Origin of the sequence: Haloferax sp. Atlit-10N (assembly GCF_003586325.1) — an archaeon.
In the GTDB taxonomy this organism is placed as follows: Archaea; Halobacteriota; Halobacteria; order Halobacteriales; family Haloferacaceae; genus Haloferax; species Haloferax prahovense.
Genome location: NZ_PSYX01000002.1, coordinates 610,330 through 630,943 on the forward strand (window position 1 = coordinate 610,330; position 20,614 = coordinate 630,943).

Below are 20,614 nucleotides of genomic sequence, written 5' to 3' on the forward strand. Positions count from 1 at the left end.
TCGCGCATCTGACGATTATCTGATCACACTTCGCGTGGTTCGAACCGGGGAATACTCGACTAAGTTGGCGTCTGATACTTGTGTCAGTACATTCTGGTAAATAGTGAAGAACGATTATCAGCGCTGGCGTGCTATATACTAGCAACCATGCCGCTATACATGGACGTACACCGGAACGTAGAGGGAAGTGCGAAAGACGTCGCTGAGGCCCACCGCGCCGACATCGAGACGCAGGGCAAGTACGGGGTGAACTACAAGCACTACTGGGTCGACGAGAAGGACGGCGCGGTCTTCTGTCTCTTCGAGGCACCGAACAAGGAGGCGGGGGCGAAAGTCCACGAAGAGGCCCACGGCCTCGTCGCCGACGAGATATTCGAAGTACAGCAAGGCGAGTAACGCGGCCAGCGCACCCCTCGACGCGTCTCTCTGGAACGGCCGGGTTTCGGTTCTTAGAACTCCAGCCCCGACGGGTCGTCGCCCGGTTCGAGCGGGCTCGTCGGCAGTCCCGCCGGCGGCTCGGGAAGGTTGTACTCGCCGGGAGCCACGTCGTTCGGACCGTCGGGGTAGAACACCGACGCGAGCAGTTGGATGTGGTCCCGCCCCACGTCGAGTTCGAACTGGCCGCCGCCGTACAGCGACATTCCACGTTCGTGGGCGTACTCGATGGTGTCGAACAGCGACTCGACCGTGCCGAACCGCGAGGGTTTGATATTCAGCCACGACGGCTCGAACGGCAGGCTCTCGACGGATGCGACGCCGGTAATCGGCGCGTCCCACGAGACGCGGCCCTCGTGCCCGTCGAACAGCGGGCGCGTCTCGTCGGTGAACGCTGGGTCCTCGACGACCGCGTCGGGGAAGCCCGACAGGATGCGCTCGTAGAGTTCCGGGTCGGGCGCTTGGTCCACGTCGGTCCCCTCGTACTGACCCTTGAGGTCGAGGATGCGAACGCAGTCGTGGGCGGCGAGCGACGACACAAGCTCATCGTGCCAGTCAGTTGTCGGGTCGAGTTTGAACTCACAGTCGGGGTCGCGGTCGAGGAGCATCTCGACGCGGTCGGCCGACGGCGGGTCGCCGAGGCGGGTGCTCACGACGAAGCGAAGCGGGGTACGCTCGCGGTCGACGGCGGACGCGAGGTCGGTTCCGGCCTGCCGGAGCGTGAGGTCGAGCCCGGCGGATTCGAGCGCCCAGCGCCGGTAGTGTTCGGCCGTCTCGCGCTCGGGCTCCTTCGTCGGAAACAGGTCGACCCCGTCGAGCGCCGCGGAGAAGTCGGCGAACGAGTCGTAGCTTCCGGCGAGGTCGAAGGCGTCCTCGGGGGCGTCGGCGAGGGCGTCGTGGTCCTCCGTGTCGTAGGTCACGTCCTCGCCGCGGCCGACCGCGCCGTCGCCGGCGAGCGAGAACACCGTCGTCTTGCGGAGGAAGCCGCTCGACGTGTCGCTCTCGAAGCGGTCGCGGGAGACGGACTCGACGGTCAGCGGCAGGTCGGCCACGTGGTCGAAGAGGCGCATGGCTCGCCCGTTAGGGGCGGCGGGACAAAAGGCTACGTCCGGGTCGGCCGACGCGCCGTCGGTTCTCGGTCAGTCGATGCCGCCCCGTTCGAGTTTCGCGACCCGCGTCGCGAGCGCGAGGAACGTCGCCGCGACCGTCAGGAGGACCGCGCCCGCCGCGGCGTACTCGTGGGCGGGCGAAACGTGCTGCACGACGCCGTCGACGATTGGTTCGGCCGGGATGAGCGTGTGGTGGGGCGTGCCCACGATGGGAACGAAGTAGTCCACGAGGTCGTTGAGGCCGTACCAGCCGACCGCGACGAGGACGGCGAGAGACGGGAACTCGGCGTACCGCTGGATGAGGAAGGCCTCGACGACCATGGCGAGGTGACTCCAGAAGAGGAAGTTGTACATCGCCCAGTGGAGGTACGAGAAGTCGCTTTTGAACACGAGGAGGACGTACGGCGTCCACAGCCCGAGTTTGAGACAGCCGAAGAAGGCGAGGGCGTTGACGTACTCGTTGGACCGCCCGAGTTTCCAGAGCGCGAGCGACAGCGCGATGAACAGCGTGGCGACGGGGCTGTCGGGGACGAGCGGCCACATCGCGGTCGGTTCGATGCTAAACTGGTAGCCGTAGTACCAGAAGCCGAAGGCGGTCCCGACGAGGTTGATGACGACCACGAGCCACGCGATGTTGAGGCCGAAGTTCTCCAGCCACTCCGGCAGGGGTGCGAGCCACCGCGGGAGGTCGGTTCCCGCCGGCAGGTCGTCGTCGTCGAGCAGTCGGCGCAGTCGGGTCGCCGCGTCCATACCCACGCCGAAGCGGGGGGATGCAAAAGTGATGCCGGTCTCGGTGACTGCGGCCGGTGTTGGCGGCCCAGAAACACATCCTGTGCGGAATGCGAACGGTTGACGGATGGAAGCGACCGCTTAAGTAAACCCAGTCGCAAGCGACGGATATGCCAGAGGAGACCGACCTGGAGGAGCTTCGGCGCGGGACCGAACTCGTCAAGCGCGGGTTCGCCCAGATGCAGAAGGGCGGCGTCATCATGGACGTCGTCGACGCAGAGCAAGCGAAAATCGCGGAGGAAGCCGGCGCAGTCGCCGTTATGGCGCTCGAAGCCGTCCCGGCGGACATCCGCAAGCGCGGCGGGGTCTCCCGGATGGCCGACCCCGAGACGGTCAAGGAGATTATCGACGCCGTCTCCATTCCGGTGATGGGCAAGGCCCGCATCGGCCACTACACCGAGGCGCAGATTCTCGAGTCCATCGGCGTCGACATGATAGACGAGAGCGAGGTGCTCACCCCGGCGGACAACGACTACCACATCGACAAGCGCGAGTTCACCTCGCCGTTCGTCTGCGGCGCGCGCAACCTCCCCGAGGCGCTCCGCCGCATCAACGAGGGCGCGGCGATGATTCGAACCAAGGGCGAGGCCGGCACGGGCGACGTGAACCAGGCCGTCACGCACCAGCGCACCATCAAACACCAGATTCGGACGCTGACCGGTCTCAACTTCGACGAGCGCGAGAAGTGGGCCCGCGAGCACGAAGCGCCCGCCGAACTCGTCCACGAGACGGCCGAGATGGGTCGCCTGCCGGTCGTCAACTTCGCGGCCGGCGGCATCGCCACGCCCGCCGACGCCGCGCTCATGATGTACCACGAGTGCGACGGCATCTTCGTGGGCTCCGGCATCTTCGGCGCGGAGGACCCGGAACAGATGGGTGAGGCCATCGTCGAGGCCGTCAACAACTGGGACGACCCCGACACACTCGCCGACATCGCGTCGGGCATCGGCAAGGGCATGAAAGGCGAGGCGAACGTCGGCATGGCCGACGAGGACAAGCTGCAGGGCCGCGGCGTCTAACGCGGCGACACCCGCCGACGACCGGCCGTCTTGGTTTTCGATTCGATTTTTCTTCCGACTCGGCGCGCCGCCCGCTTCAGGCGAGGAGTCCCGACTTCCCCTTGGCGTCGTCCGACGACTCCTCGCCGAGGAGGACGGTGACCGGGCCGTCGAAGTTGAGCATGACCGACTGCGTCAGGTCCCGGGAGATGAGCTTGCCGGCGGGCGAGCGGCGGCGACCGGAGATGAAGAGGTGGTCGCAGCCCTCCCAGCGGGCCGTTTCGAGGATGGTGTCGGCCTCGGGGCCGATGTCGGCGACGATGCGATAATCGAGGTCCAGTCCCTCGAACGCCTCGCGGGCGACGCGCTTGGCGCGACGGGTGGCCGACTCGATGGCCTGGTCGATGCCGTAGACGACGTCCGAGGAGCCGACGCTGGCGAGCGCCGAGCGGGTCCGTTCGAACTCCTCGTCCGGGAGAACCGTGAGGACGACGAGTTCCGCACCGCTGCCGGCGGCCAGTTCGCCGGCCTCGCGGAGGATTCGGTGCGACCGTTCTTCGGGGGAGACGACGACGAGTGCTCGTTCCATGGTCGAATATATCGTGATAGTGAGAAAAGTCTTCTCGGAATCGTGTTACCAACGACCGCGTCAACGCGTTGCAGTAGCTCAGACGCGGGAAGAGACGAGAATCGTGCGTGCGAGTGGTTCTCTCTGTACCACTCAGAGTTCGAATACTTCTGCCCCGCGACCGACCCGCGTCTTGTAGGCGCGGGCGTCCACGTCTGCCTCGTCGAACGCTTCGAGCATCGCGCCGGCGACGCGGGTGCGGTCGGCCGCTTGGCAGACGCCGAGGACCGAGGGACCGGCACCGGAGACGGTGACGCCGGACGCGCCCGCGTCGAGGGCGGCCTCGCGGACCCCGTGGTAGCCGTTGATGAGTTCTGCTCGCGCGGGCGTGACGACGCGGTCGTCCATCCCCGCGCCGACGAGGTCGGGGTCGCGGCGGCACATCCCGACCGCGAGGGTCGCCGCCCGGCCGACCGTGTGGACCATGTCCTCGATGCTAGCGTCGCTCGGGACGACTCGTCGGGCGTCGCGGGTCGAGACGGCGATTTCGGGGAGGCAGGCGACGAGCGGGATGTCGGCGTCGACGGTCGTGACGCCCTCGTCGGTCGCGACGGTGAAGCCGCCGAGGAGCGCGGGCGCGACGTTGTCGGCGTGGGCCTCGCCGGAGACGACGGCCTCGCCCTCGGCGGCGACGGGGACGAGCTCCTCGCGGGAGAGCCCGCGGTCGTACAGCTCGTTCAGCGCGACGGCGGCGGCGGCCGAGCTCGCCGCCGACGAGCCGAGTCCGGACGACGGGCGGACGCCCTTGTCGATGCGGATGTGCGCGGGGGCGTCGAGCGCCTCCGCGACCGCGCCGACGACGTTCCGGTCGGGGTCGGTCGGGATGTACTGACTGCCGACGCCGGTCACTTCGATTGTCGTCCGGTCCGCCCGTTCGACGTGAACGATGTCGGCGGGGCGGTCGAGAGCCACGCCGAAGACATCGAACCCACTTCCGAGGTTGGCGCTCGTGGCGGGTGCGCGGACCGTAACCATGCCCCGCTGTTGCCTTATCGCAGATAAAAATGTGGCGAACGTCGCAACCGACCCCTCGTCGCGCGCTCAATCGCTCGTCGACTGCTCCGCGTTCGCGGGCTCGGGGTCGGTCTCGACGCCGGTGAACTCGAACCGCGCCCCGCCGGCGTCCGACTCGCCGAGGCTGACGGACCAACCGTGGGCGTCCGCAATCGTCTTGACGATGGGCAGGCCGAAGCCGGTCCCGTTCTCGTGGGTCGTGTACCCCCGCTCGAACACGTCCGCTCGCTCGGACTCCGGAATGCCCGGCCCGTCGTCTTCGACGTAGAAGCCGCCGTCGAGTGCGCCGACGGCGACGGTGAGCGCGTCGTCGTCTTCGCTCCCGTGCTCGACAGCATCACCAGACGTAGTCTGGTTGCCCGTGGAACCGTGTTCCACGGCGTTCCGAAACAGGTTCTCGAACAGCTGGCGGAGTCGTCCTCGGTCGGCGGCGATAGTCCGGTCGGCCCGAACGTCGAGGGCCGCGTCGCCGACGACCGTGCCGTCCCACGCCTCCTGTGCGACCGTTCGCAGCGCGACCGGCGTCACGTCGGTGAGCGTCTCGCCCTCGCGGGCCAGCGTGAGCAGGTCCTCGATGATGTTCTCCATCCGGTCGTGGGCGTCCTCGATTCGCTCGAAGTACTCCTCGTCGCCGGTCTCGGCTGCGAGTTCGAGGTAGCCGCGGGCGACGGTGAGCGGATTCCGCAGGTCGTGAGAGACGACCGACGCGAACTCGTCGAGCCGCTCGTTTTGGCGTTCGAGCCGTCGCTCGCGTTCGACCCGTTCTGTCACGTCGCGGAGGAGGACGAGCGTCCCCGTCATGTTCGCCTCGTCGCCCAGCGGCGTCGTCTCTACGAGGAGGGCGCGCTCGCCGTCGTCCGTCGGGACCGTCGTCTCCGTCTCCGCGTCGGACTGCGGAACGCCGTCGAGCGCGTCGACGATTTCCGCGGGGAGGACGCGCACGACCGACCGTCCGTAGGCGTCCGAGAGGGGAAGCGAGAGGAACTGCTCGCCAGCGGGGTTGACGTCGATGACGCGCCCGTCGCCGTCGAGGACGAGCGCGGCGTCGTGCATCGACTCGACGGCCGACTCCCACGCGACGGGGACGAGCGTGAACAGTCGGTGTCGGAAGACGCTCCAGGCGACCGCCCCCGAGGCGACCGAGAAGGCCAGCACGGGGATGTTGAGACCTGGAACGGGGCTCAGGCCGGCGACGTAGACGACGCCGCCCACGGTCGGGACCAGTCCGCCGCCGAGGAGGGCGAGCGTCTGCTTCCGGTAGATGCCGTCGGACCGCAGGAGCGTCCGGCCGAGGGTGGCGCACCCGAGCAGGATGAGGGCGTAGGCGTAGACGATGAAGCCGGCGAAGGCGACGCCGTGTTCGTTGACGAGAACGACGTAGCCGTGGTCGGCGTCGAGCCAAAGGTCGGTCCAGATGAGGCCGTGCCACGAGTTCGTCAGCACGAGCGCGACGACGGCGACTGGCACGGACCCGAGCGCCGCCCACGCGACTCGGGACTCCAGTTTCACGCCCGCGTGGCGCATCACGTACGCGAACCACAGGAGCGGGAGCGGCGCGATGCCGAAGTAGCCGAGTTGGTTCAAGAGGACCTTCGTCGAGAAGTCGGTCAGGGAGAGTTCGAGCGCGTACGTCCCCATCCAGAGCCCGGACGCGAACAGCAGGAGGGCACCGAGGGTCGCGCCGGGGACGAGGCGACGCTCCGTCCGGCGGCGAAAGAGGTACGCGCCGAGCGCGACGAAGAGGGCCGCACCGATTCCGATGGGAATCGTGTACGGCGTCGCTTGCCAGTACGGAGCGCCGTGCATGCCCGGCTTTCTGTCGACAGGGGTTAAAACTCCCACCGTCGGCGGCGGACCCGGCCAATCAGAAAGGACTTTCCACCCGACGCCGAACGTCGGGGCATGATAGGCATCGTCGGCGGCGGCATCGCGGGCCTCGCCGCGGCGTACCGACTCCAGAACCGGGGTCACGACGTTCGAGTCTTCGAGGCGGCCGACTCTCTCGGCGGCCTCGCCGCAACCTACGAGACGGACGGCGACGACATCGAGAAGTTCTACCACCACCTCTCGAAGTCCGAAGAGACCATCGTCGAACTCGCCGGGGAACTCGGCCTCGAAGACGACCTTGAGTGGCGCATCGGCAAGAACGCCTACTACGTCGATGGCGTCGTCCACCCGCTCGACACCGCGTGGCAAATCGCCGCCTACCCCCACATGAGCCTCTACGACAAGTTCCGTCTCGGCATGCTCACCCTCGGCGTCGACGTTCGCGGAGGCGTCCCCGACTTCGACGCCTACGAGGAACTCGCCGAGTACGAACACACCCCCATCGAGGAGTTCGTCGTCGCGCACACGACCCGCGGCGTCTACGACAACTTCGTCGACCCGCTTCTCGACGGCAAGTTCGGCGAGCGCAAACACGACGTGTCGGCGTCGTGGTTCCTCGGGCGCGTCCGCTTCCGCGGCGAGCGCGACCTGCTGCGCGGGGAGAAACTCGGCTACTTCGACGGCGGCTTCGCGCCCTTCATCGACGCGCTCGTCTCTGCGGTCGGCCGCGAGCACATCGAGACCGGCGCGCGCGTGACGGAACTCGACACCGACGGCGAGGCGGTCTCGACGCTGACCGTCGACACCGACGACGGGACCGAGACCCACGAGGTCGAGTCGGTCGTCGTGGCGACGATGCCGAACGTGCTCGAAGACCTCACGGGCTTCCCCTGCGACATCGACTTCCAAGGGGCGGTCTGCGGACTGGCGACCATGTCGGAGTCGCTGATGGACACCTACTGGCTCAACATCGCCCACGACGCGCCGTTCGGGTCGCTCATCGAGCACACGAACTTCGTGCCGAAAGAGCGCTACGGCGGCGACCACCTGTTGTACGTCGCGAGCTACGTGCAGGGGCCGCACGAAGCGCTCTGGCAGATGAGCGACGAGGAGGTCGAAGACGCGTGGTTCGACGAGATAGAAGACATGTTCCCCGACTTCGACCGGTCGGCGGTCGAGGAGTTCCGCATTGCTCGCAACCCGCGGGCAGGACCGGTGTACGAGCGGGGCTACCTCGACCTCGTGGTGCCGTACGACCTCGGCGAGGAGGTCGCCGAGGGGGTCTACTACGCGGGGATGGCGTCGGAAGCGCAGTACCCAGAGCGGTCGCTCAACGGCGGTATCGTCGCCGGCTACGAGGTCGCAGACCGTATCGACCGTCGCCTGTAGCGCGACCGTAAGCCGACGCTCTCGGAATTTTCCGACCTTCCCGCGGGATGCCGCCCCACAGCGTGCCGATTTCTCTCGTGGCGCGCCGTCGCACACTTACCGGCAACTTGTTTCTCGTTCGTAACTTCTTTTTAAGTAGCTGACTGACTAGTCAGTTAGTGAGTGCAGACGAAACGCCGGACCAGTCGGTCCCCGACGAGGTCCACGAAGAACTGATGGCCGCGACCTACCGGGCACTGTGCGCCCACGGCTACGCGGACCTGACGATGCAACGAATCGCCGACGAGGCCGGAAAAAGCAAGTCCCTCCTCCACTACCACTACGGGACCAAACAGGAGCTGCTCGTCGCGTTCCTCGGCTACCTGTTCGACCGCTTCGAGGAGCGGGTCGCCGCGACCGAGGGCGACGCCCCCGAGACCCGCCTCCGGGTCCTCCTGGATAAGATGGTCCCCGACGGCGACGACGACGGCGACTACGACCGCTTCGGGCTCGCCCTCAACGAACTGCGGACGCAGGCCCCCTACGTCGAGGCCTACCGCGAGCAGGTCGCCCGCAACGAGGCGATTATCCGCCGCCGCCTCGCCGACATCATCCGCGAGGGCGTCGAGGAAGGCCACTTCCGCGAGGTCGACGCGGACCGAACCGCGTCGCTCCTCTTCGCGGCGCTCGACGGCGCGCGCCTCCAGCGCGTCGCCGTGACCGACCCCTCGGGAATCGAGACGGCGAGCCAGTCCGCCTTCGACGCGCCCACCGAAGTCCGCGCCGCGCTCGACGAGTTCGTCGTCGAGAACCTCGTGCGCGAGGAAGGTGACGAATGAGCGCGAAGGCGAAGGACGTCAACCTCGTCGACGGCGACCTCGTCAAGCCGATGTTGGTGCTGTCGCTGCCGCTCGTCTTCTCGCAGATTATGCAGGTGGCGTACAACCTCGCCGACACCTTCTGGGTCGGCCGCGTCGGCTCCGAGGCCGTCTCGGCGCTGTCCTTTTCGTGGCCGCTCGTCTTCCTCATGATCTCGTTCGGCGGCGGGTTCACCGTCGCCGGGACGGTCCTCGTCGCCCAGAACAAGGGCGCGGGTAACCACGACGAGGTCGACCACGCCGCCGGGCAGACCCTCGGGTTCGTCATCCTGCTTTCGGCCGGGTTCGCGGTCATCGGCTATCTGTTGACGCCGATACTGCTCCCGCTCATCGGGACGACGCCCGGCACCGAAGTCCACCAGTTGGCGGTCGACTACACGCGCACCATCTTCCTCGGCGTCGCGTTCATGTTCGGCTTCTTCATCTTCCAGGCGCTGCTCCGCGGGTGGGGCGACACCAAGACGCCGATGTACCTGATGGGCCTCGGCGTCGTCATCAACGTCTTCCTCGACCCGTTCCTCATCCTCGGGTTCAACGCGAACCCGATATTCGGCCTCGTCGGTCTCGAAGGCCTCGGACAGTCGCTTTTCGCCGCGACCGGATTCACCGGCTTCGGCGTGCAGGGTGCGGCCATCGCCACGGTGTTCTCACGCGGCGTCGGCGCGCTCGTCGGCTTCTGGCTCCTGCTCTCTGGGCGGGTCGGTATCAGCCTCTCGCCGCGCGACCTGATTCCGGAGCGCGAGATGGTCGAGCGCATCGTCCGCATCGGCGCGCCGTCGAGCATCGAACAGTCGACCCGCGCGCTCGGCGTGACTGCCCTCACGGCGCTCGTCGCCTACGCCGCCGTCAACGCCGGCGGGGCCAGCACCGAGACCGCGGTCGCCGCGTTCGGTATCGGCAACCGCCTCAACTCCCTCGTGTTCCTGCCGGCCATCGGCCTCGCGCAGGGTACCTCGACCGTCGTCGGCCAGAACCTCGGCGCTGACCAGGCCGAGCGCGCCGAACGCGCGGTGTTCTGGGGCGTCGGCATCATCGTCACCGCGCTGGTGTTCGTCTCCGCCGCCGCCTACCTGTTCGCCGAACCCATCGTTGCGGTGTTCATCCCCGGCGAGGAGGCGGTCATCGCCATCGGCGTGGACTACCTGCGCATCATCGGCCCGACGTTCCTGTTCCTCGGGGCGTTCAACGTCGTCAACGGCGGGTTCCGCGGGAGCGGGTCCACCCGGACGGCGATGGTGTTCTCGCTCATCTCGCTGTGGGTGCTGCGCATCCCGGCGGCGTTCGTGCTCGTGGAGTTCTTCTCTATGGGTCCGACCGGCGTCTGGTACGGCATCGCCTTCTCGAACGTCGGGGTGGCGCTGCTCGCGTTCGCGTGGTTCACCCGCGGAACGTGGAAAAACAGCGTCGTCGACGTCGGCCCCCGCGTGCCGTCCGACGATTAGAACCGACCCGACTCCGCGCGACGTCTCTTAAGCGGTCTTCTCGTCGGTGCCGTCGACGTCCTGCATCCCCGGCGCGGCCGACACGTCCACGTCCTCGGGTTCGTCGGCCCCGCCGACCTCGACTTCGCCCGAGTCGTCCTCGACGTACACGTCGTCGGCGAAGCCGCCCTCCGCGTGGGGGTGGTTCGGGTCGTCGAGCTTGCCGAGCGTCGCGGGCGCGTCCGGGATGTCGATGGTGCGGAAGTCGCCGAGGGGGTTCGCGATGTCGATGCCGTGGCGCTCGAAGAACTCCTCGTAGCGTTCGTAGTGGGCCTCGATTTCGTCGACCGGAATCTCCATCATCTCCGTCCAGCCGTGGTTGTAGAAGTCGAAGTTGGCCTGGACGTGGGTTATCTCGCGGGCCTCGGCCTCGGGGAAGCCGGCGTCGAGCGCCGCGAGATAGGTGTCGAAGGTGCACTCGAAGAACGCCGCCATGTGGGCCTCTCGCTCCGCTCTGCGGTCGGAGTCCGCGCGCTCGCCGAAGATACGGACGTGGAGGTCGACCATCTTCTCGGTGGCGATGTCGCCGATGACCGGCATGGTGAGGGCCTTCTTCGTCGCGAAGTGGCGGATGTTCTGGCGAATCTTCATTCCGTCGTCCGCTTCGGGTCGGATACAGGTAAAGACCACGTCTCCGGGGGCGCTTCGCGGGCGTCCCGCGCGAGACGGACGCGACCCCGCCTGACTCACGCGGGCGACGCGACCCGCGAGTTCCCGAACGAAATTTTACGAGGTGATTTAATGCGGTTCGCCCGCATGTGAGGGGTATGAGCGACTCCGCATCCGTCCGCGAGGACTCGGTCCTCGAGTGCGACGACTGCATCTCGCCGGCCGAAGCGTTCGGCATCGTCGCCGACGAGACCCGACTCACCATCCTCGAAGCGCTCTGGGAGTCACCCGACCGACCCGTTCCCTTCTCCGAACTCCGCCGACGGGTCGGCGTCGACGACAGCGCGCGATTCAATTACCACCTCGGAAAGCTCCGCGGCCAGTTCGTCCGCAAGACCGACGACGGCTACGACTTCCGCCACGCCGGCGAGAAGGTCGTCCGCGCCGTGCTCGCGGGGACGTTCAACGAGGACCCCGTCCTCCCCGCCTTTTCGGCACCCGGCTCCTGTGTCGCCTGCGACGGCCCGCTCGAAGCCGACTACGGCGACGAGAAACTCACAATCTCCTGCGCCGACTGCGCGCGGACCCACGCCCACGAGGAATTCCCGCCCGGCGGCCTCGAAGGGCGCACCACGGAGGCGCTCCTATCGGCGTTCGACCAGCGCGTGCGACACCTCCACTGCCTCGCCGCCGACGGCGTCTGCCCCGAGTGCGGCGGGACGACGAGCACCTCGCTGTCCCGCGACGCCGACCCGTTCGACCTCGACGTGGTCGTGACCCACCGCTGCGGCCAGTGCGCCTACGAGGCCGTCTCGCCCGTCGGGCTGGTCCTGCTCGACGAGTCGACCGTCCTCGGCTTCCTTTCCTCGCGGGGACAGGACGTGTGCGGAACTCCCTTCTGGCGGTTCCCGTGGGTCGTCGGCGACGAGGCACTCACCGTCGTCTCGGAGGACCCGTGGCGCGTCCGCGTCCGCATCGAACACGGAGACGAGGCGCTCGTCGTCGACCTCGACGACGAACTCTCGGTCGTCGACTCTGCGGCCGAAGCTGTCGAGAAGATTGCATAAGCGCGCTACGGTAAGCCCGCTTACAGAAATGTAATTCAGATTACCCTTTTGGTGTCGGCGGTCGTCTCTCCAAACGAGGAGAACGACCATGTTTGACGATATCCACTTCGGCCGCGGCGACGTACGAGAGATAGTCCCGATCCGGTTCAGAACGCTCTCAGAGACGGCGCTCGTCGCGGTCGCGGCGGTCCTCGGCGTCGTCGCGGCCACCGCGGTCGCGACGCTCGTCGCCCCGCTCGCGCCCGGTCTCGGTCTCGTGGCGCTATTCTTGGGCTGGCCGCTCGGTTTCGCCGCCGGCGTCGCTGGCGTTCGCGGAGTCGTCCGCATCGCCGCCACCAGCGGCGTTCCCGCCCGCGTCCGCGGCTTTGTTCGCGCCGCGTTCGCTCGCGGCGACGACGACGCGGAGTTGGCACCCTCGGAGTGCCCGGCCGCCGCCGACGGCGGCTTCACCGAGCGGTTCGGTGAGACGCAGTAACAGCCGCGATTCGGCTCCCGTCTCCCCATCTCGTCCCGATTTCCGGCTGCAAAACAATCATGAGGGAGATAGCAATCCACATTAACCCCGAATACAAACGTCGGGTCATGAGCCAATCGTACGTGATCGTCGGCGACGGTATCGCCGGGGCCTCAGCGGCTGAGACACTCCGCGAAGAGGAACCCGACGCCGACATCACCATCATCACGGACGAGGGCGAACCGCTGTACAACCGCATTCTCATCAAGGAATTCGCCAAGGGCAAACTGCCCGAGGCACCCATCTCCATCCACGACGAGTCGTGGTACGACGACCGCGACGTGGACCTCGAACTCAACACGCTCGTCACGGACATCGACCCCGAGGGCCACACCGTCACCGCCCACGACGGCACCGAGTACGACTACGACAAACTGCTTCTCGCCATCGGTGGCACGCCGACCCAGCTCCCCGTCGAGAACTCCGACGCGGAGGGTATCCACCACTTCTGGACGTTCCAAGACGCCCGCGACATCAAAGAGCACATCGAGGGCGCGGACAACTCCGTCGTCATCGGCGCGGGCCTGCTCGGCATCGACCTCGCGGCCATCACCGCCGCCCAAGAGGTCGAGGGCAAGTACCTCATGCGCGGCAAGGCGTGGTGGCGCTACGCGCTCTCCGAGGAAGGCGCGGAAATCATCCACGAGGCGCTCCGCGAGCGCAACGTCGAACCCGTCTTCGACTCCGGCGTCGACCACTTCGAGGTCGACGACGACGACCGCGTCACGACCGCCGTCGACCCCAACGGCGACCGCTACGACGCCGACTTCGTCGGCATCGCCATCGGCCTGAACTTCAACACGGAGATTCTCGGTGGCACCGACATCGAGTACGACAACGGCATCTACACGGACGAGTTCATGCGGACGAACCACGATGACATCTTCGCGGCCGGTGACATCACCGAGTTCCACGACCTCATCCTCGGCGACCGCGCCCAGAACGGCGCGTGGGGCTCCGCCAAAGAGCAGGGCACCATCGCGGCCAAGAACATGGTCGACTACGGCTCCGAGGAGTTCCGCTGGGTCTCGTCGTACTCCATCACCCACTTCGACTTCCCGTTCCTCTCGTTCGGCCACCCGACGCTCGGCGACGACCACGTCGAGGCCAAGTACTCCGACACCGAGTGGCGGCGTCTCGCCATCAAGGACGGCAAAATCGTCGGCGGCGTCCTCATCGGCGACCTCTCGCCGCAGACGAAGTACAAGAAGCTCATGCGCGAGCAGGTCGACGTCAGCGGGCAGAAGGAAATCCTCGTGAAGCAGGACTTCCAGCTCGACGACCTCGAAGGCGCGGCGGCCGAACAGTAACTCGGGACCCGCTCCCGCTGTTTTCACCCGGCCAGCCGCGTCTGCGCGCGGCCGCCCGGCGCGGCTTCGGCCCGCCGGGCGCTCGCCTGCGTTCGCGGTTCGCCCCCTCGTTCTTGGCTCTCTTTCGCCCGTCGTTACGCGCCCCGCCAGTCGTCTCGCCGGCCAAACATTTATCTCCACCCATGGTGTGTGTTACCACATGTCATCAAAAGACGGACAGTCGCCGTCTTCCCCAGCAGTCACCGCGCCGCCGACCGTCGCACCCGTTACCGACGTGCCGCCGGGCGCTCGGGTCCATCACTTCGACGAGTTGAGCGAGCGGACCCAGCACGCGCTCGCGAGCGCCAGTCCCGCCGGCCGGCTCGACATCGACACGACCACCTCGCGGCTCTCGCGGGGCGACATCGTGGTGTTCACCGACTACGTCCGCGTTCAGTAATCTCGCTGCGCCCGTCCCGTCGCTCGCGTTCTCCGCCCGACCCGGTCGCCCCCGAGCCGACGGCCTCCCGCTCGCGGACGGCCGGGACCGAAGTCGTTTTCCACGCGTCGCCGCCTATCGCCGGGTATGGCAACAGGTGGCGGCCAAGGAACGATGACGCTCGCGTTCGAACTCTCCGCGCTCAAGCAGCTCGGCGACCCGAACGCGGCGTTTTCGGACGCCCGGACGTGGACGAAGTACATCGGCGTGGTGAGCGAGAAGCCGACGTACGTCGTGACGAACTTCACCCGAAAAGAGCGCATCCGGCAGGACTTCTTCTCCGGACCGCGCGGCGTCAAAGAGAGCCTCGAAAACGTGATGCGCCAGTTCGACACCGACCGGCACGTCTTCGTCGGCACGTCCGACGAGGACCGCGCGGTGGCCGAGGAGACCGGCTGGGAGTACCTCCCCGTCGAGGACGCCGCCGAGGCCGCCGAGTGGGTGCTCGCCGGCGACGACGACGCCCCCGCGGACCCCTTCGAGGACGAGGGGCGCGACGACTGGCCGTAGTCGGAGCACAGCGGGGCGTTCGCCCGCGATTCTGTTCCCCTATCGAAAGCACTAATCAGCAACGGCACTTTTTATTCTTCGATGAGTCACCAGTTGCCTGACGTACAGGCCTCCCAGCCGGACGTGACCGTCGGGCTGAGCCAGGTCGGCGTCACAGGCGTCGAGAAGCTCGTCAAGATCGCCCGCGACGGGAAGCGACCCCTCGTCTTGATGGCTGAGTTCGAGGTCTTCGTCGACCTCCCCGGCGGCCGCAAGGGCATCGACATGAGCCGAAATATGCAGGTCATCGACGAGGTCCTCGAAGCCGCCGTCTCCGAGCCGGCCTACCGCGTCGAAGACATGTGCGGCGACGCCGCCGAGCGCCTCCTCGCGAAGCACGAGTACACGACGACCGCCGAGGTCAGCATGACCGCCGAACTCGTCGTCCGCGAGGACACCCCCGCCAGCGGACTCTCCACCCAGAGCACCGCACAGATCATCGCCAGCGCCACCGCGACCGAGGAGGGCACCCGCGAGGAAATCGGTGCGGAAGTGGTCGGCATGACCGTCTGTCCCTGCTCGCAGGGCATGTCCGCCTCCCGCGCCCGCGACGTGTTGCAGGACCTCTCGGTCGACGACGACACCATCGAGGAGTTCCTCGACAAGGTCCCCCAGCCGGGCCACTCCCAGCGCGGCCACGCCACGCTCACCGTCGAGACGCAGGGCTCGCCCGAGGTCGACCTCATGGACCTCATCGACATCGCCCGCGACTCGATGTCGGCGCGCATCTACAACCTCGCCAAGCGCCCCGACGAGGACCACATGACCTACCACGCCCACGCGAACGCGAAGTTCGTCGAGGACTGCGTCCGCTCGATGGCCGAGATGTCCGTCGACGCACTCGACCACCTCGGCGACGACGCGGTGGTCCACATGAAACAGTCGAACGACGAGTCGATTCACCAGCACAACGCGCACGCCGAGCGCGAGGTGACGCTGGGACAGCTCCGCGACGAACTCGACGCCTGAACGGTCTCCGCACCCGGACACAACCGCTTTCTCTCTCCGAATCCCTACAGCGGGAGCGGTGCCGCTTCCTCCCAGCGCGGGTCGAACGTCTCTCGGAGGTCGGCGGCGAACTCGGGGTCTTTCAGGTCTATCATGGCGAACGCCTGCCCGGGGTCGAGGGGGTTCGGGACCTCGATGCAGACCTCCACGTCGTCGATGAGATTGAACACGCCCGTGACGTTCTCGGCAGTTCGCACGTGGAAGTTCTGCGCGCTCGACAGCCGGTTCATGTAGCTCTGGCCGACGCTCTCGGGCAGGCTGTCGACGAGGTCCGGCGACATGAGCATCGAGACCTCCACGCCGCGGTCGAGCGCGGCCTCCAGTTCGTCGACGACGAGGTCGCCGACGGCGTCGAGGTCGAACTGCGGCGAGGGCGTTCCGGCGACCATCACGAGCGAGTCGTCGGCCGCCGCGAGTCGCTCGACGAGCAGGTCGATGGTCTCGTCCGCGCCGACCGCGGCCGTCCAGAACTGGTCGTGGACGGGCTCCGCGGCGTCGAGTTCGTCGGTCAGCTCGGCGACGACGTTCTCGTACTGCTCGGCCTTCTCGGCCAGCTCCTGACGCTTCGATTCGAGCAGGCGGTCGAGCGCCGTGTCGGGCTCGACGGCGACGTACTTCTTCGGCCGGCTGGCCGCCTGACTCCGGATGAGGTGATACTGTTCGAGACTGTTCAGCACGTCGTAGACGCGGCCCATGGGGACGTCGCTGGCGCGCGATAGCTCCTTGGCCGTCGTCGCGCCCGTCCGCAGAAGCGCGCGGTAGGCTCGGGCCTCGTACTCGGACAACCCGAGGTCTCGCAGACTGGTCATGCACCGTCCGTCTCGTTTCTCCCTGATAAACAAACCGGATGTTTACACCCGCTCGCGGTTGCCGTCGGTTGCGGTCAGGCGTCGGGCGTGACTGAGGACACCGCCTGCATCAACTCCTCGGGAGTGGTTGCCTCCACCGTCGTCTCGCCGGCGCTGACGCGCGCGGTCCCGTCGGCGAGGCCGTCGGCGTCGGCCTCGGGAACCACGAGCGCCTCGTGGTCGGCGACGCGGAGCGCCGCCCGGTGGAGGTCGGAACCGACGCCGTCGTTGAGTTCCACGACGAGCGGGTCGCGGAGCAGACGCGCCGCCGCGGTCCCGTAGGCGGCGATTTGTACGCCGATACGGTCCCACGCGCCCGCGAACGCGCCGATGGTCTCCTGTGCCACCTCGCGGTAGCGCTCGTCTCCCGTGAGCGCCGCGAGGTCGAGCAGCGCGTTCGCCATCTCCACGTTCCCGTCGAGCGGGCGGAGCGGCGACGACAGGAGCGCCTCGCCGCTCGCGGGACCGTCGAGGAACGAGCCCTCGTCGAACAGTTCGTCGATGGCGGCGTCGGCGGCATCGGCGGCGAACGCGAGGAGCGGGTCGCCCGCGACCGACTCGTCGCCGAGCACCTGTCGGGCGCGGCAGGCCGCGGCGACCACGCGCGCCTGGTCTTCGAGCAGGAGCTTCTCGCCCGCGTCGCCGCCGGACCGGAAGTGAGTCACGACGCCGTCGTCGACGAGGTCCTCGGCGAGTCTGTCGAGCGCGCGGGAGCCGAACTCGCGGGCCCGCTCGTCGTCGGTGAGGCCAGCCAGCACCAACAGCGCGTCCGCGGCGAGGGCGTTGCCGCCGGCGTAGACGGTGAGGTCGGTCCGCGGGCCGGGCGCGTTGTCGCGGCCCTCCTTTCCGAGGAGGTAGTAGTCCGTCCCCGCGGCGGGACCCATGCTCCCCGCGAAGCCGGTTCCCGTCCACAGCGAGTCGACGAGGAACTCGGCGGTCCCCGCGGCCGGGTCGAGGTAGGCGTCCTCGCCGGTGTAGCGGTAGCCGTTGGCGAACGCCCGCAGGAGCGCGGCGTTCGATTCGAGCGTCTTCTCGCGGTTCGGCTTCGACCACGCGGCGTCGTCGGCGTAGCGGAAGAAGCCGCCTTCGACGGGGTCGAACAGGCCGTCGCGAATCGCGTCGAGCGACCGGAGCGCCCGGCTTCGGTCGCGCTTCAGCGCGAACTCGACGGTCCGCGGGAGCGGGAACTTCGCGGCGTCGCCCCACCCGCCGTGGGCCTCGTCGAAGGCGACTTCCAACTGGCCGGCGAGGTGCGACTCGATTCGAGGCGAGACCTCGCCCGCGGGGGGGAGGTCGCCCCTGAGCGCCCGCGGGAGCCGTCCGGCGTCCGCGCCCTTCTTCTCCCACACCTCGCGCACGCGGTCGACGACCTGCCGCATGCCGTCGGGGCCGATGAACGTCGCGCCCGTGATGGGGTGGCCGTCGGGCGCGAGGAAGACGGTCGAGGGGAAGCCGCCCATGTTGTACCGCTCGCGGATGCGCGGCTGGCGGTCCACGTTCACCCGAACCGGGACGAAGCCGTCGTTGAGGTTCGCGGCGATGCGCGGCTCAGCGTACGTCTCGGCGTCCATCTCGTGACAGTCCTCGCACCACGTCGCCGACAGCGAAAGCAGGACGGGCTTGTCCGCCGCTCGCGCCTCGGCGAACGCGTCGGGGCCCCACTCTCGCCATTCGACGCGCGTCTCGTCGGTCATGTCCACCCATCCGCGGTGGACGCGGGTAAGCGCTTCGAGCCCTCGTGGCGCGGCCGGTCGCAGTCGGCGGGTCGCGCGCATCCTCGACGGTCGCCGCGGACGGGTTCGGGAGACCGGCGCGTCGCGGGCGGGACAAAAGGGCTATGGGCCGCGGCCCGGTAGTGTCGCCCATGCGAACGCGCACGCTGATGGCGCTCTTGCTCCTCATCCCCCTCTCCGACGCGTTGCTACTCGTGGTCGTCGCGCAGTACATCAACCTCGTGCCGACGGTCGCGCTCGTCGTCCTGACCGGGCTCGTCGGGATGCTCATCGTCCGCGCCGAGGGGCGACATACCCTCAGAAGCCTCCAGTCGAAGTTCGCCGGGGGCGACCTCCCGACGAACGAGGTCATGGACGGCGGCCTCCTCATCGCCGCGGGCGCGTTCCTCCTCACGCCGGGGCTCGTCACCGACACCATCGGCTTCCTGCTCGCCATCCCGGTGACCCGGTACCCCATCCGCGAGGTGCTCAAGCGCTTCGTCGTCAAGCCGTACCTCGACAAGCGCGCCGACGGCTTCGTCACCGGCAACGTCTGGACGACCGGCTTCCCGCAGGGCGACTTCGGACCCGGCGGTCCCGGTGGATCGCCCGGCCCGAGCGGCGGGAGCGGTTCCGGCGGAAGCGGCAACAGTAGCGGCGGTGACGGCGTCTACGACGCCGACCCCGACTCGTACCGCTTCGACGGCGACGGCAACGACTCCAAGTAGCGCGTCTTCCTCCGGTCCCGCGTCGTCTCTCTTGTTCGGGTTTCCGGCGCGTAGCCGCGCGAAGCCTTCCGATATTCGACTTCACGCCCAGCGTCTGAAGCGGTGTAATCGACCGACGACGCCGACATTCACTAACACGCACCAACGCGCCTCCGAAAAGAAAGTCTTAAAATCAACAGCGCACAACGAGTGAATGCGCTTACCTGGGCCAATAGCTCAGTCAGGTTGAGCGCTCGGCTGATAACCGGGAGGCCCGCGGTTCAAATCCGCGTTGGCCCACTCCCGTTGGCAACGATTCGTTGCCGATGCGAGTTAGGGGCTCAAACTCCCCGGCCACCCAACTTCTGCGGATACTACCGACCGAGAGAACGCTCGGTCTATCGTTCGTGTCGTCGGGACGAATCAGCGGCGAACACTCGACCGCCCCGACCGAGCACGACTGTCCCGACACAGAGAACTACTAATGTCTGACTCAAATCCCCGAGCATCTCTCACAAATATGCACCAATTCACACAGATTTGTCCGCATTTATCAGCACATAGCTGGTCGAACGGACGAATTCTGAGAAAGCTATATCACGCAATAGATTGTGGTACCGAATAACATGGAATACGAACTCACCTGTCTGTACGGGTGCGGCCACACCTCCACGGCCGACTCCCGCGAGGACGTCGGCGTTCTCGTGATGGAACACATGGACGACGAACACGACACGCCCGTCGACCCGCTGGAGGCGGGCGAGCTCGCGTTGAAGCGCTTCGACGGCGCGTCGCTCCGCCAGGCGCGGCAGTAGCCGACTACTCGAACTTCCGTCAGGTCTTCGAATCCGAGTTTCTCTCGACTATCACCGTCTCGTTCGTTCGAGGGACTGCGCTGTCTCTCGATTTCGTGGTTCGACGAGCGACCCATCCGAACAAATTTACTCAGTTCTGTATCCCAGTAGTATTAAACCCGTACACGCCATACGTGTTGGTGATGCCAACCATCGACGTCTCCGAACACCTGTACCGCCAGATTGAGTCCGCCGCCGACGGCGAGGACCTCGACGCGGCGATGTGGAAGATGGTCGGACGGTACCAGCGCGGTAACACGCCCGGCGACTGACAGGATTCGGACCACCCTCGACCCCTGACCGCGCGTGCGGTCATCATCAACCCCGCTCGCCGCAACTTGCCCTGTTTGCGGCGAGTCCGTTTTCCGTTTTCTGAGCGATAGTACCCGCGAACGGGTTCGCCGTCGCGCCCGTCGGCCTCGTCCTTCTTT

General features: G+C 67.3%; 22 protein-coding genes and 1 tRNA gene. 15 read left to right on the plus strand and 8 right to left on the minus strand.

Annotated features, from left to right (window positions below):
* Window positions 1-147 precede the first annotated feature (147 nt).
* The gene (locus C5B91_RS10075; RefSeq protein WP_147298781.1) at window positions 148-396 is read left to right on the plus strand and encodes a DUF4242 domain-containing protein; all 249 of its coding nucleotides are present in this window, start codon (window positions 148-150) and stop codon (window positions 394-396) included.
* Between the two features lie 53 nt (window positions 397-449).
* On the opposite strand, the gene C5B91_RS10080 is transcribed toward C5B91_RS10075, so the two are convergent.
* Both C5B91_RS10080 and C5B91_RS10085 read right to left on the minus strand, forming a co-directional pair.
* Window positions 450-1,505: a hypothetical protein gene (locus C5B91_RS10080; RefSeq protein WP_115819573.1), complete on the minus strand. Its 1,056-nt coding sequence runs from the start codon at window positions 1,503-1,505 to the stop codon at window positions 450-452.
* Window positions 1,506-1,574: 69 nt separating this feature from the next.
* Window positions 1,575-2,294: a DUF1405 domain-containing protein gene (locus C5B91_RS10085; RefSeq protein WP_008095703.1), complete on the minus strand. Its 720-nt coding sequence runs from the start codon at window positions 2,292-2,294 to the stop codon at window positions 1,575-1,577.
* A gap of 149 nt (window positions 2,295-2,443) precedes the next feature.
* Here C5B91_RS10085 and pdxS point away from each other — a divergent pair, with 149 nt between their 5' ends.
* Window positions 2,444-3,352 (plus strand): pyridoxal 5'-phosphate synthase lyase subunit PdxS, encoded by a 909-nt coding sequence (gene pdxS, locus C5B91_RS10090; protein WP_008095702.1) that lies wholly within the window; start codon window positions 2,444-2,446, stop codon window positions 3,350-3,352.
* A gap of 76 nt (window positions 3,353-3,428) precedes the next feature.
* On the opposite strand, the gene C5B91_RS10095 is transcribed toward pdxS, so the two are convergent.
* The 3 genes from C5B91_RS10095 to C5B91_RS10105 all read right to left on the minus strand — a co-directional run bounded on the left by C5B91_RS10095 (window position 3,429) and on the right by C5B91_RS10105 (window position 6,779).
* The gene (locus tag C5B91_RS10095; protein WP_008095701.1) at window positions 3,429-3,920 is read right to left on the minus strand and encodes a universal stress protein; all 492 of its coding nucleotides are present in this window, start codon (window positions 3,918-3,920) and stop codon (window positions 3,429-3,431) included.
* A 132-nt stretch (window positions 3,921-4,052) separates the two neighbouring features.
* Window positions 4,053-4,934: a homoserine kinase gene (locus tag C5B91_RS10100; RefSeq protein WP_008095700.1), complete on the minus strand. Its 882-nt coding sequence runs from the start codon at window positions 4,932-4,934 to the stop codon at window positions 4,053-4,055.
* A gap of 66 nt (window positions 4,935-5,000) precedes the next feature.
* Window positions 5,001-6,779, minus strand: a complete 1,779-nt coding sequence (locus C5B91_RS10105) for a histidine kinase N-terminal 7TM domain-containing protein (RefSeq protein WP_049967627.1) — start codon at window positions 6,777-6,779, stop codon at window positions 5,001-5,003.
* Between the two features lie 96 nt (window positions 6,780-6,875).
* Between C5B91_RS10105 and C5B91_RS10110 the strand changes: the two genes are divergently transcribed.
* The 3 genes from C5B91_RS10110 (at window position 6,876) to C5B91_RS10120 (ending at window position 10,488) form a co-directional block, all read left to right on the plus strand.
* Window positions 6,876-8,189, plus strand: a complete 1,314-nt coding sequence (locus C5B91_RS10110; RefSeq protein ID WP_115819572.1) for an NAD(P)/FAD-dependent oxidoreductase — start codon at window positions 6,876-6,878, stop codon at window positions 8,187-8,189.
* A gap of 158 nt (window positions 8,190-8,347) precedes the next feature.
* On the plus strand, window positions 8,348-9,007 hold the full coding sequence (locus C5B91_RS10115) for a TetR/AcrR family transcriptional regulator (RefSeq protein ID WP_049967628.1): 660 nt from the start codon (window positions 8,348-8,350) through the stop codon (window positions 9,005-9,007).
* Window positions 9,004-10,488 carry an MATE family efflux transporter gene (locus C5B91_RS10120; protein WP_115819571.1) on the plus strand — a complete coding sequence of 495 codons (1,485 nt, stop codon included), beginning with the start codon at window positions 9,004-9,006 and terminating at the stop codon, window positions 10,486-10,488. The genes C5B91_RS10115 and C5B91_RS10120 overlap by 4 nt, the downstream gene beginning before the upstream one ends.
* A 27-nt stretch (window positions 10,489-10,515) precedes the next feature.
* Here C5B91_RS10120 and C5B91_RS10125 read toward each other — a convergent pair whose 3' ends face one another.
* Entirely contained in the window at window positions 10,516-11,157 is a 642-nt protein-coding gene (locus tag C5B91_RS10125; RefSeq protein WP_181950680.1) for a DUF6149 family protein, read from the minus strand.
* A 137-nt stretch (window positions 11,158-11,294) separates the two neighbouring features.
* Here C5B91_RS10125 and C5B91_RS10130 point away from each other — a divergent pair, with 137 nt between their 5' ends.
* From C5B91_RS10130 to mptA, 6 genes are all read left to right on the plus strand, one after another.
* Window positions 11,295-12,203: a winged helix-turn-helix domain-containing protein gene (locus tag C5B91_RS10130; protein WP_049967631.1), complete on the plus strand. Its 909-nt coding sequence runs from the start codon at window positions 11,295-11,297 to the stop codon at window positions 12,201-12,203.
* An 88-nt stretch (window positions 12,204-12,291) separates the two neighbouring features.
* Window positions 12,292-12,678, plus strand: coding sequence for a hypothetical protein (locus C5B91_RS10135; protein ID WP_115819570.1), 387 nt, complete (start codon window positions 12,292-12,294; stop codon window positions 12,676-12,678).
* A gap of 107 nt (window positions 12,679-12,785) precedes the next feature.
* Complete coding sequence (locus tag C5B91_RS10140; protein WP_008095689.1) at window positions 12,786-14,027, plus strand: NAD(P)/FAD-dependent oxidoreductase; 1,242 nt, start codon at window positions 12,786-12,788, stop codon at window positions 14,025-14,027.
* 199 nt (window positions 14,028-14,226) lie between these two features.
* Entirely contained in the window at window positions 14,227-14,466 is a 240-nt protein-coding gene (locus C5B91_RS10145; RefSeq protein ID WP_013035539.1) for a hypothetical protein, read from the plus strand.
* A 153-nt stretch (window positions 14,467-14,619) separates the two neighbouring features.
* Window positions 14,620-15,015: a hypothetical protein gene (locus tag C5B91_RS10150; protein WP_004975410.1), complete on the plus strand. Its 396-nt coding sequence runs from the start codon at window positions 14,620-14,622 to the stop codon at window positions 15,013-15,015.
* 81 nt (window positions 15,016-15,096) lie between these two features.
* Window positions 15,097-16,023: a GTP cyclohydrolase MptA gene (gene mptA / locus C5B91_RS10155; protein ID WP_008095685.1), complete on the plus strand. Its 927-nt coding sequence runs from the start codon at window positions 15,097-15,099 to the stop codon at window positions 16,021-16,023.
* Window positions 16,024-16,067: 44 nt separating this feature from the next.
* Here mptA and C5B91_RS10160 read toward each other — a convergent pair whose 3' ends face one another.
* Complete coding sequence (locus tag C5B91_RS10160) at window positions 16,068-16,871, minus strand: TrmB family transcriptional regulator (RefSeq protein ID WP_004975406.1); 804 nt, start codon at window positions 16,869-16,871, stop codon at window positions 16,068-16,070.
* A gap of 74 nt (window positions 16,872-16,945) precedes the next feature.
* A complete protein-coding gene (locus C5B91_RS10165) occupies window positions 16,946-18,604 on the minus strand; it encodes a DUF255 domain-containing protein (protein WP_115819569.1) in 1,659 nt (552 codons plus the stop codon).
* 170 nt (window positions 18,605-18,774) lie between these two features.
* On the opposite strand from C5B91_RS10165, the gene C5B91_RS10170 reads away from it, so the two are divergent.
* From C5B91_RS10170 to C5B91_RS22975, 4 genes are all read left to right on the plus strand, one after another.
* A complete protein-coding gene (locus C5B91_RS10170) occupies window positions 18,775-19,350 on the plus strand; it encodes an FxsA family protein (protein WP_008095681.1) in 576 nt (191 codons plus the stop codon).
* A gap of 205 nt (window positions 19,351-19,555) precedes the next feature.
* Window positions 19,556-19,629: transfer RNA gene (locus tag C5B91_RS10175), tRNA-Ile, on the plus strand.
* A gap of 326 nt (window positions 19,630-19,955) precedes the next feature.
* Window positions 19,956-20,144: a DUF1059 domain-containing protein gene (locus tag C5B91_RS10180; RefSeq protein WP_115819567.1), complete on the plus strand. Its 189-nt coding sequence runs from the start codon at window positions 19,956-19,958 to the stop codon at window positions 20,142-20,144.
* Window positions 20,145-20,326: 182 nt separating this feature from the next.
* Window positions 20,327-20,455, plus strand: a complete 129-nt coding sequence (locus C5B91_RS22975; protein WP_004042243.1) for a hypothetical protein — start codon at window positions 20,327-20,329, stop codon at window positions 20,453-20,455.
* Window positions 20,456-20,614 lie beyond the last annotated feature (159 nt).

What these genes read in the sequence shown, in the direction of transcription:
- C5B91_RS10075 (WP_147298781.1), top strand. Translation starts at nt 148, where the DNA reads ATGCCGCTATACATGGACGTACACCGGAACGTAGAGGGAAGTGCGAAA.
- C5B91_RS10080 (WP_115819573.1), bottom strand. Translation starts at nt 1,505, where the DNA reads ATGCGCCTCTTCGACCACGTGGCCGACCTGCCGCTGACCGTCGAGTCC.
- C5B91_RS10085 (WP_008095703.1), bottom strand. Translation starts at nt 2,294, where the DNA reads ATGGACGCGGCGACCCGACTGCGCCGACTGCTCGACGACGACGACCTG.
- pdxS (WP_008095702.1), top strand. Translation starts at nt 2,444, where the DNA reads ATGCCAGAGGAGACCGACCTGGAGGAGCTTCGGCGCGGGACCGAACTC.
- C5B91_RS10095 (WP_008095701.1), bottom strand. Translation starts at nt 3,920, where the DNA reads ATGGAACGAGCACTCGTCGTCGTCTCCCCCGAAGAACGGTCGCACCGA.
- C5B91_RS10100 (WP_008095700.1), bottom strand. Translation starts at nt 4,934, where the DNA reads ATGGTTACGGTCCGCGCACCCGCCACGAGCGCCAACCTCGGAAGTGGG.
- C5B91_RS10105 (WP_049967627.1), bottom strand. Translation starts at nt 6,779, where the DNA reads ATGCACGGCGCTCCGTACTGGCAAGCGACGCCGTACACGATTCCCATC.
- C5B91_RS10110 (WP_115819572.1), top strand. Translation starts at nt 6,876, where the DNA reads ATGATAGGCATCGTCGGCGGCGGCATCGCGGGCCTCGCCGCGGCGTAC.
- C5B91_RS10120 (WP_115819571.1), top strand. Translation starts at nt 9,004, where the DNA reads ATGAGCGCGAAGGCGAAGGACGTCAACCTCGTCGACGGCGACCTCGTC.
- C5B91_RS10130 (WP_049967631.1), top strand. Translation starts at nt 11,295, where the DNA reads ATGAGCGACTCCGCATCCGTCCGCGAGGACTCGGTCCTCGAGTGCGAC.
- C5B91_RS10135 (WP_115819570.1), top strand. Translation starts at nt 12,292, where the DNA reads ATGTTTGACGATATCCACTTCGGCCGCGGCGACGTACGAGAGATAGTC.
- C5B91_RS10140 (WP_008095689.1), top strand. Translation starts at nt 12,786, where the DNA reads ATGAGCCAATCGTACGTGATCGTCGGCGACGGTATCGCCGGGGCCTCA.
- C5B91_RS10145 (WP_013035539.1), top strand. Translation starts at nt 14,227, where the DNA reads ATGTCATCAAAAGACGGACAGTCGCCGTCTTCCCCAGCAGTCACCGCG.
- C5B91_RS10150 (WP_004975410.1), top strand. Translation starts at nt 14,620, where the DNA reads ATGACGCTCGCGTTCGAACTCTCCGCGCTCAAGCAGCTCGGCGACCCG.
- mptA (WP_008095685.1), top strand. Translation starts at nt 15,097, where the DNA reads ATGAGTCACCAGTTGCCTGACGTACAGGCCTCCCAGCCGGACGTGACC.
- C5B91_RS10160 (WP_004975406.1), bottom strand. Translation starts at nt 16,871, where the DNA reads ATGACCAGTCTGCGAGACCTCGGGTTGTCCGAGTACGAGGCCCGAGCC.
- C5B91_RS10165 (WP_115819569.1), bottom strand. Translation starts at nt 18,604, where the DNA reads ATGACCGACGAGACGCGCGTCGAATGGCGAGAGTGGGGCCCCGACGCG.
- C5B91_RS10170 (WP_008095681.1), top strand. Translation starts at nt 18,775, where the DNA reads ATGCGAACGCGCACGCTGATGGCGCTCTTGCTCCTCATCCCCCTCTCC.
- C5B91_RS10180 (WP_115819567.1), top strand. Translation starts at nt 19,956, where the DNA reads ATGGAATACGAACTCACCTGTCTGTACGGGTGCGGCCACACCTCCACG.
- C5B91_RS22975 (WP_004042243.1), top strand. Translation starts at nt 20,327, where the DNA reads ATGCCAACCATCGACGTCTCCGAACACCTGTACCGCCAGATTGAGTCC.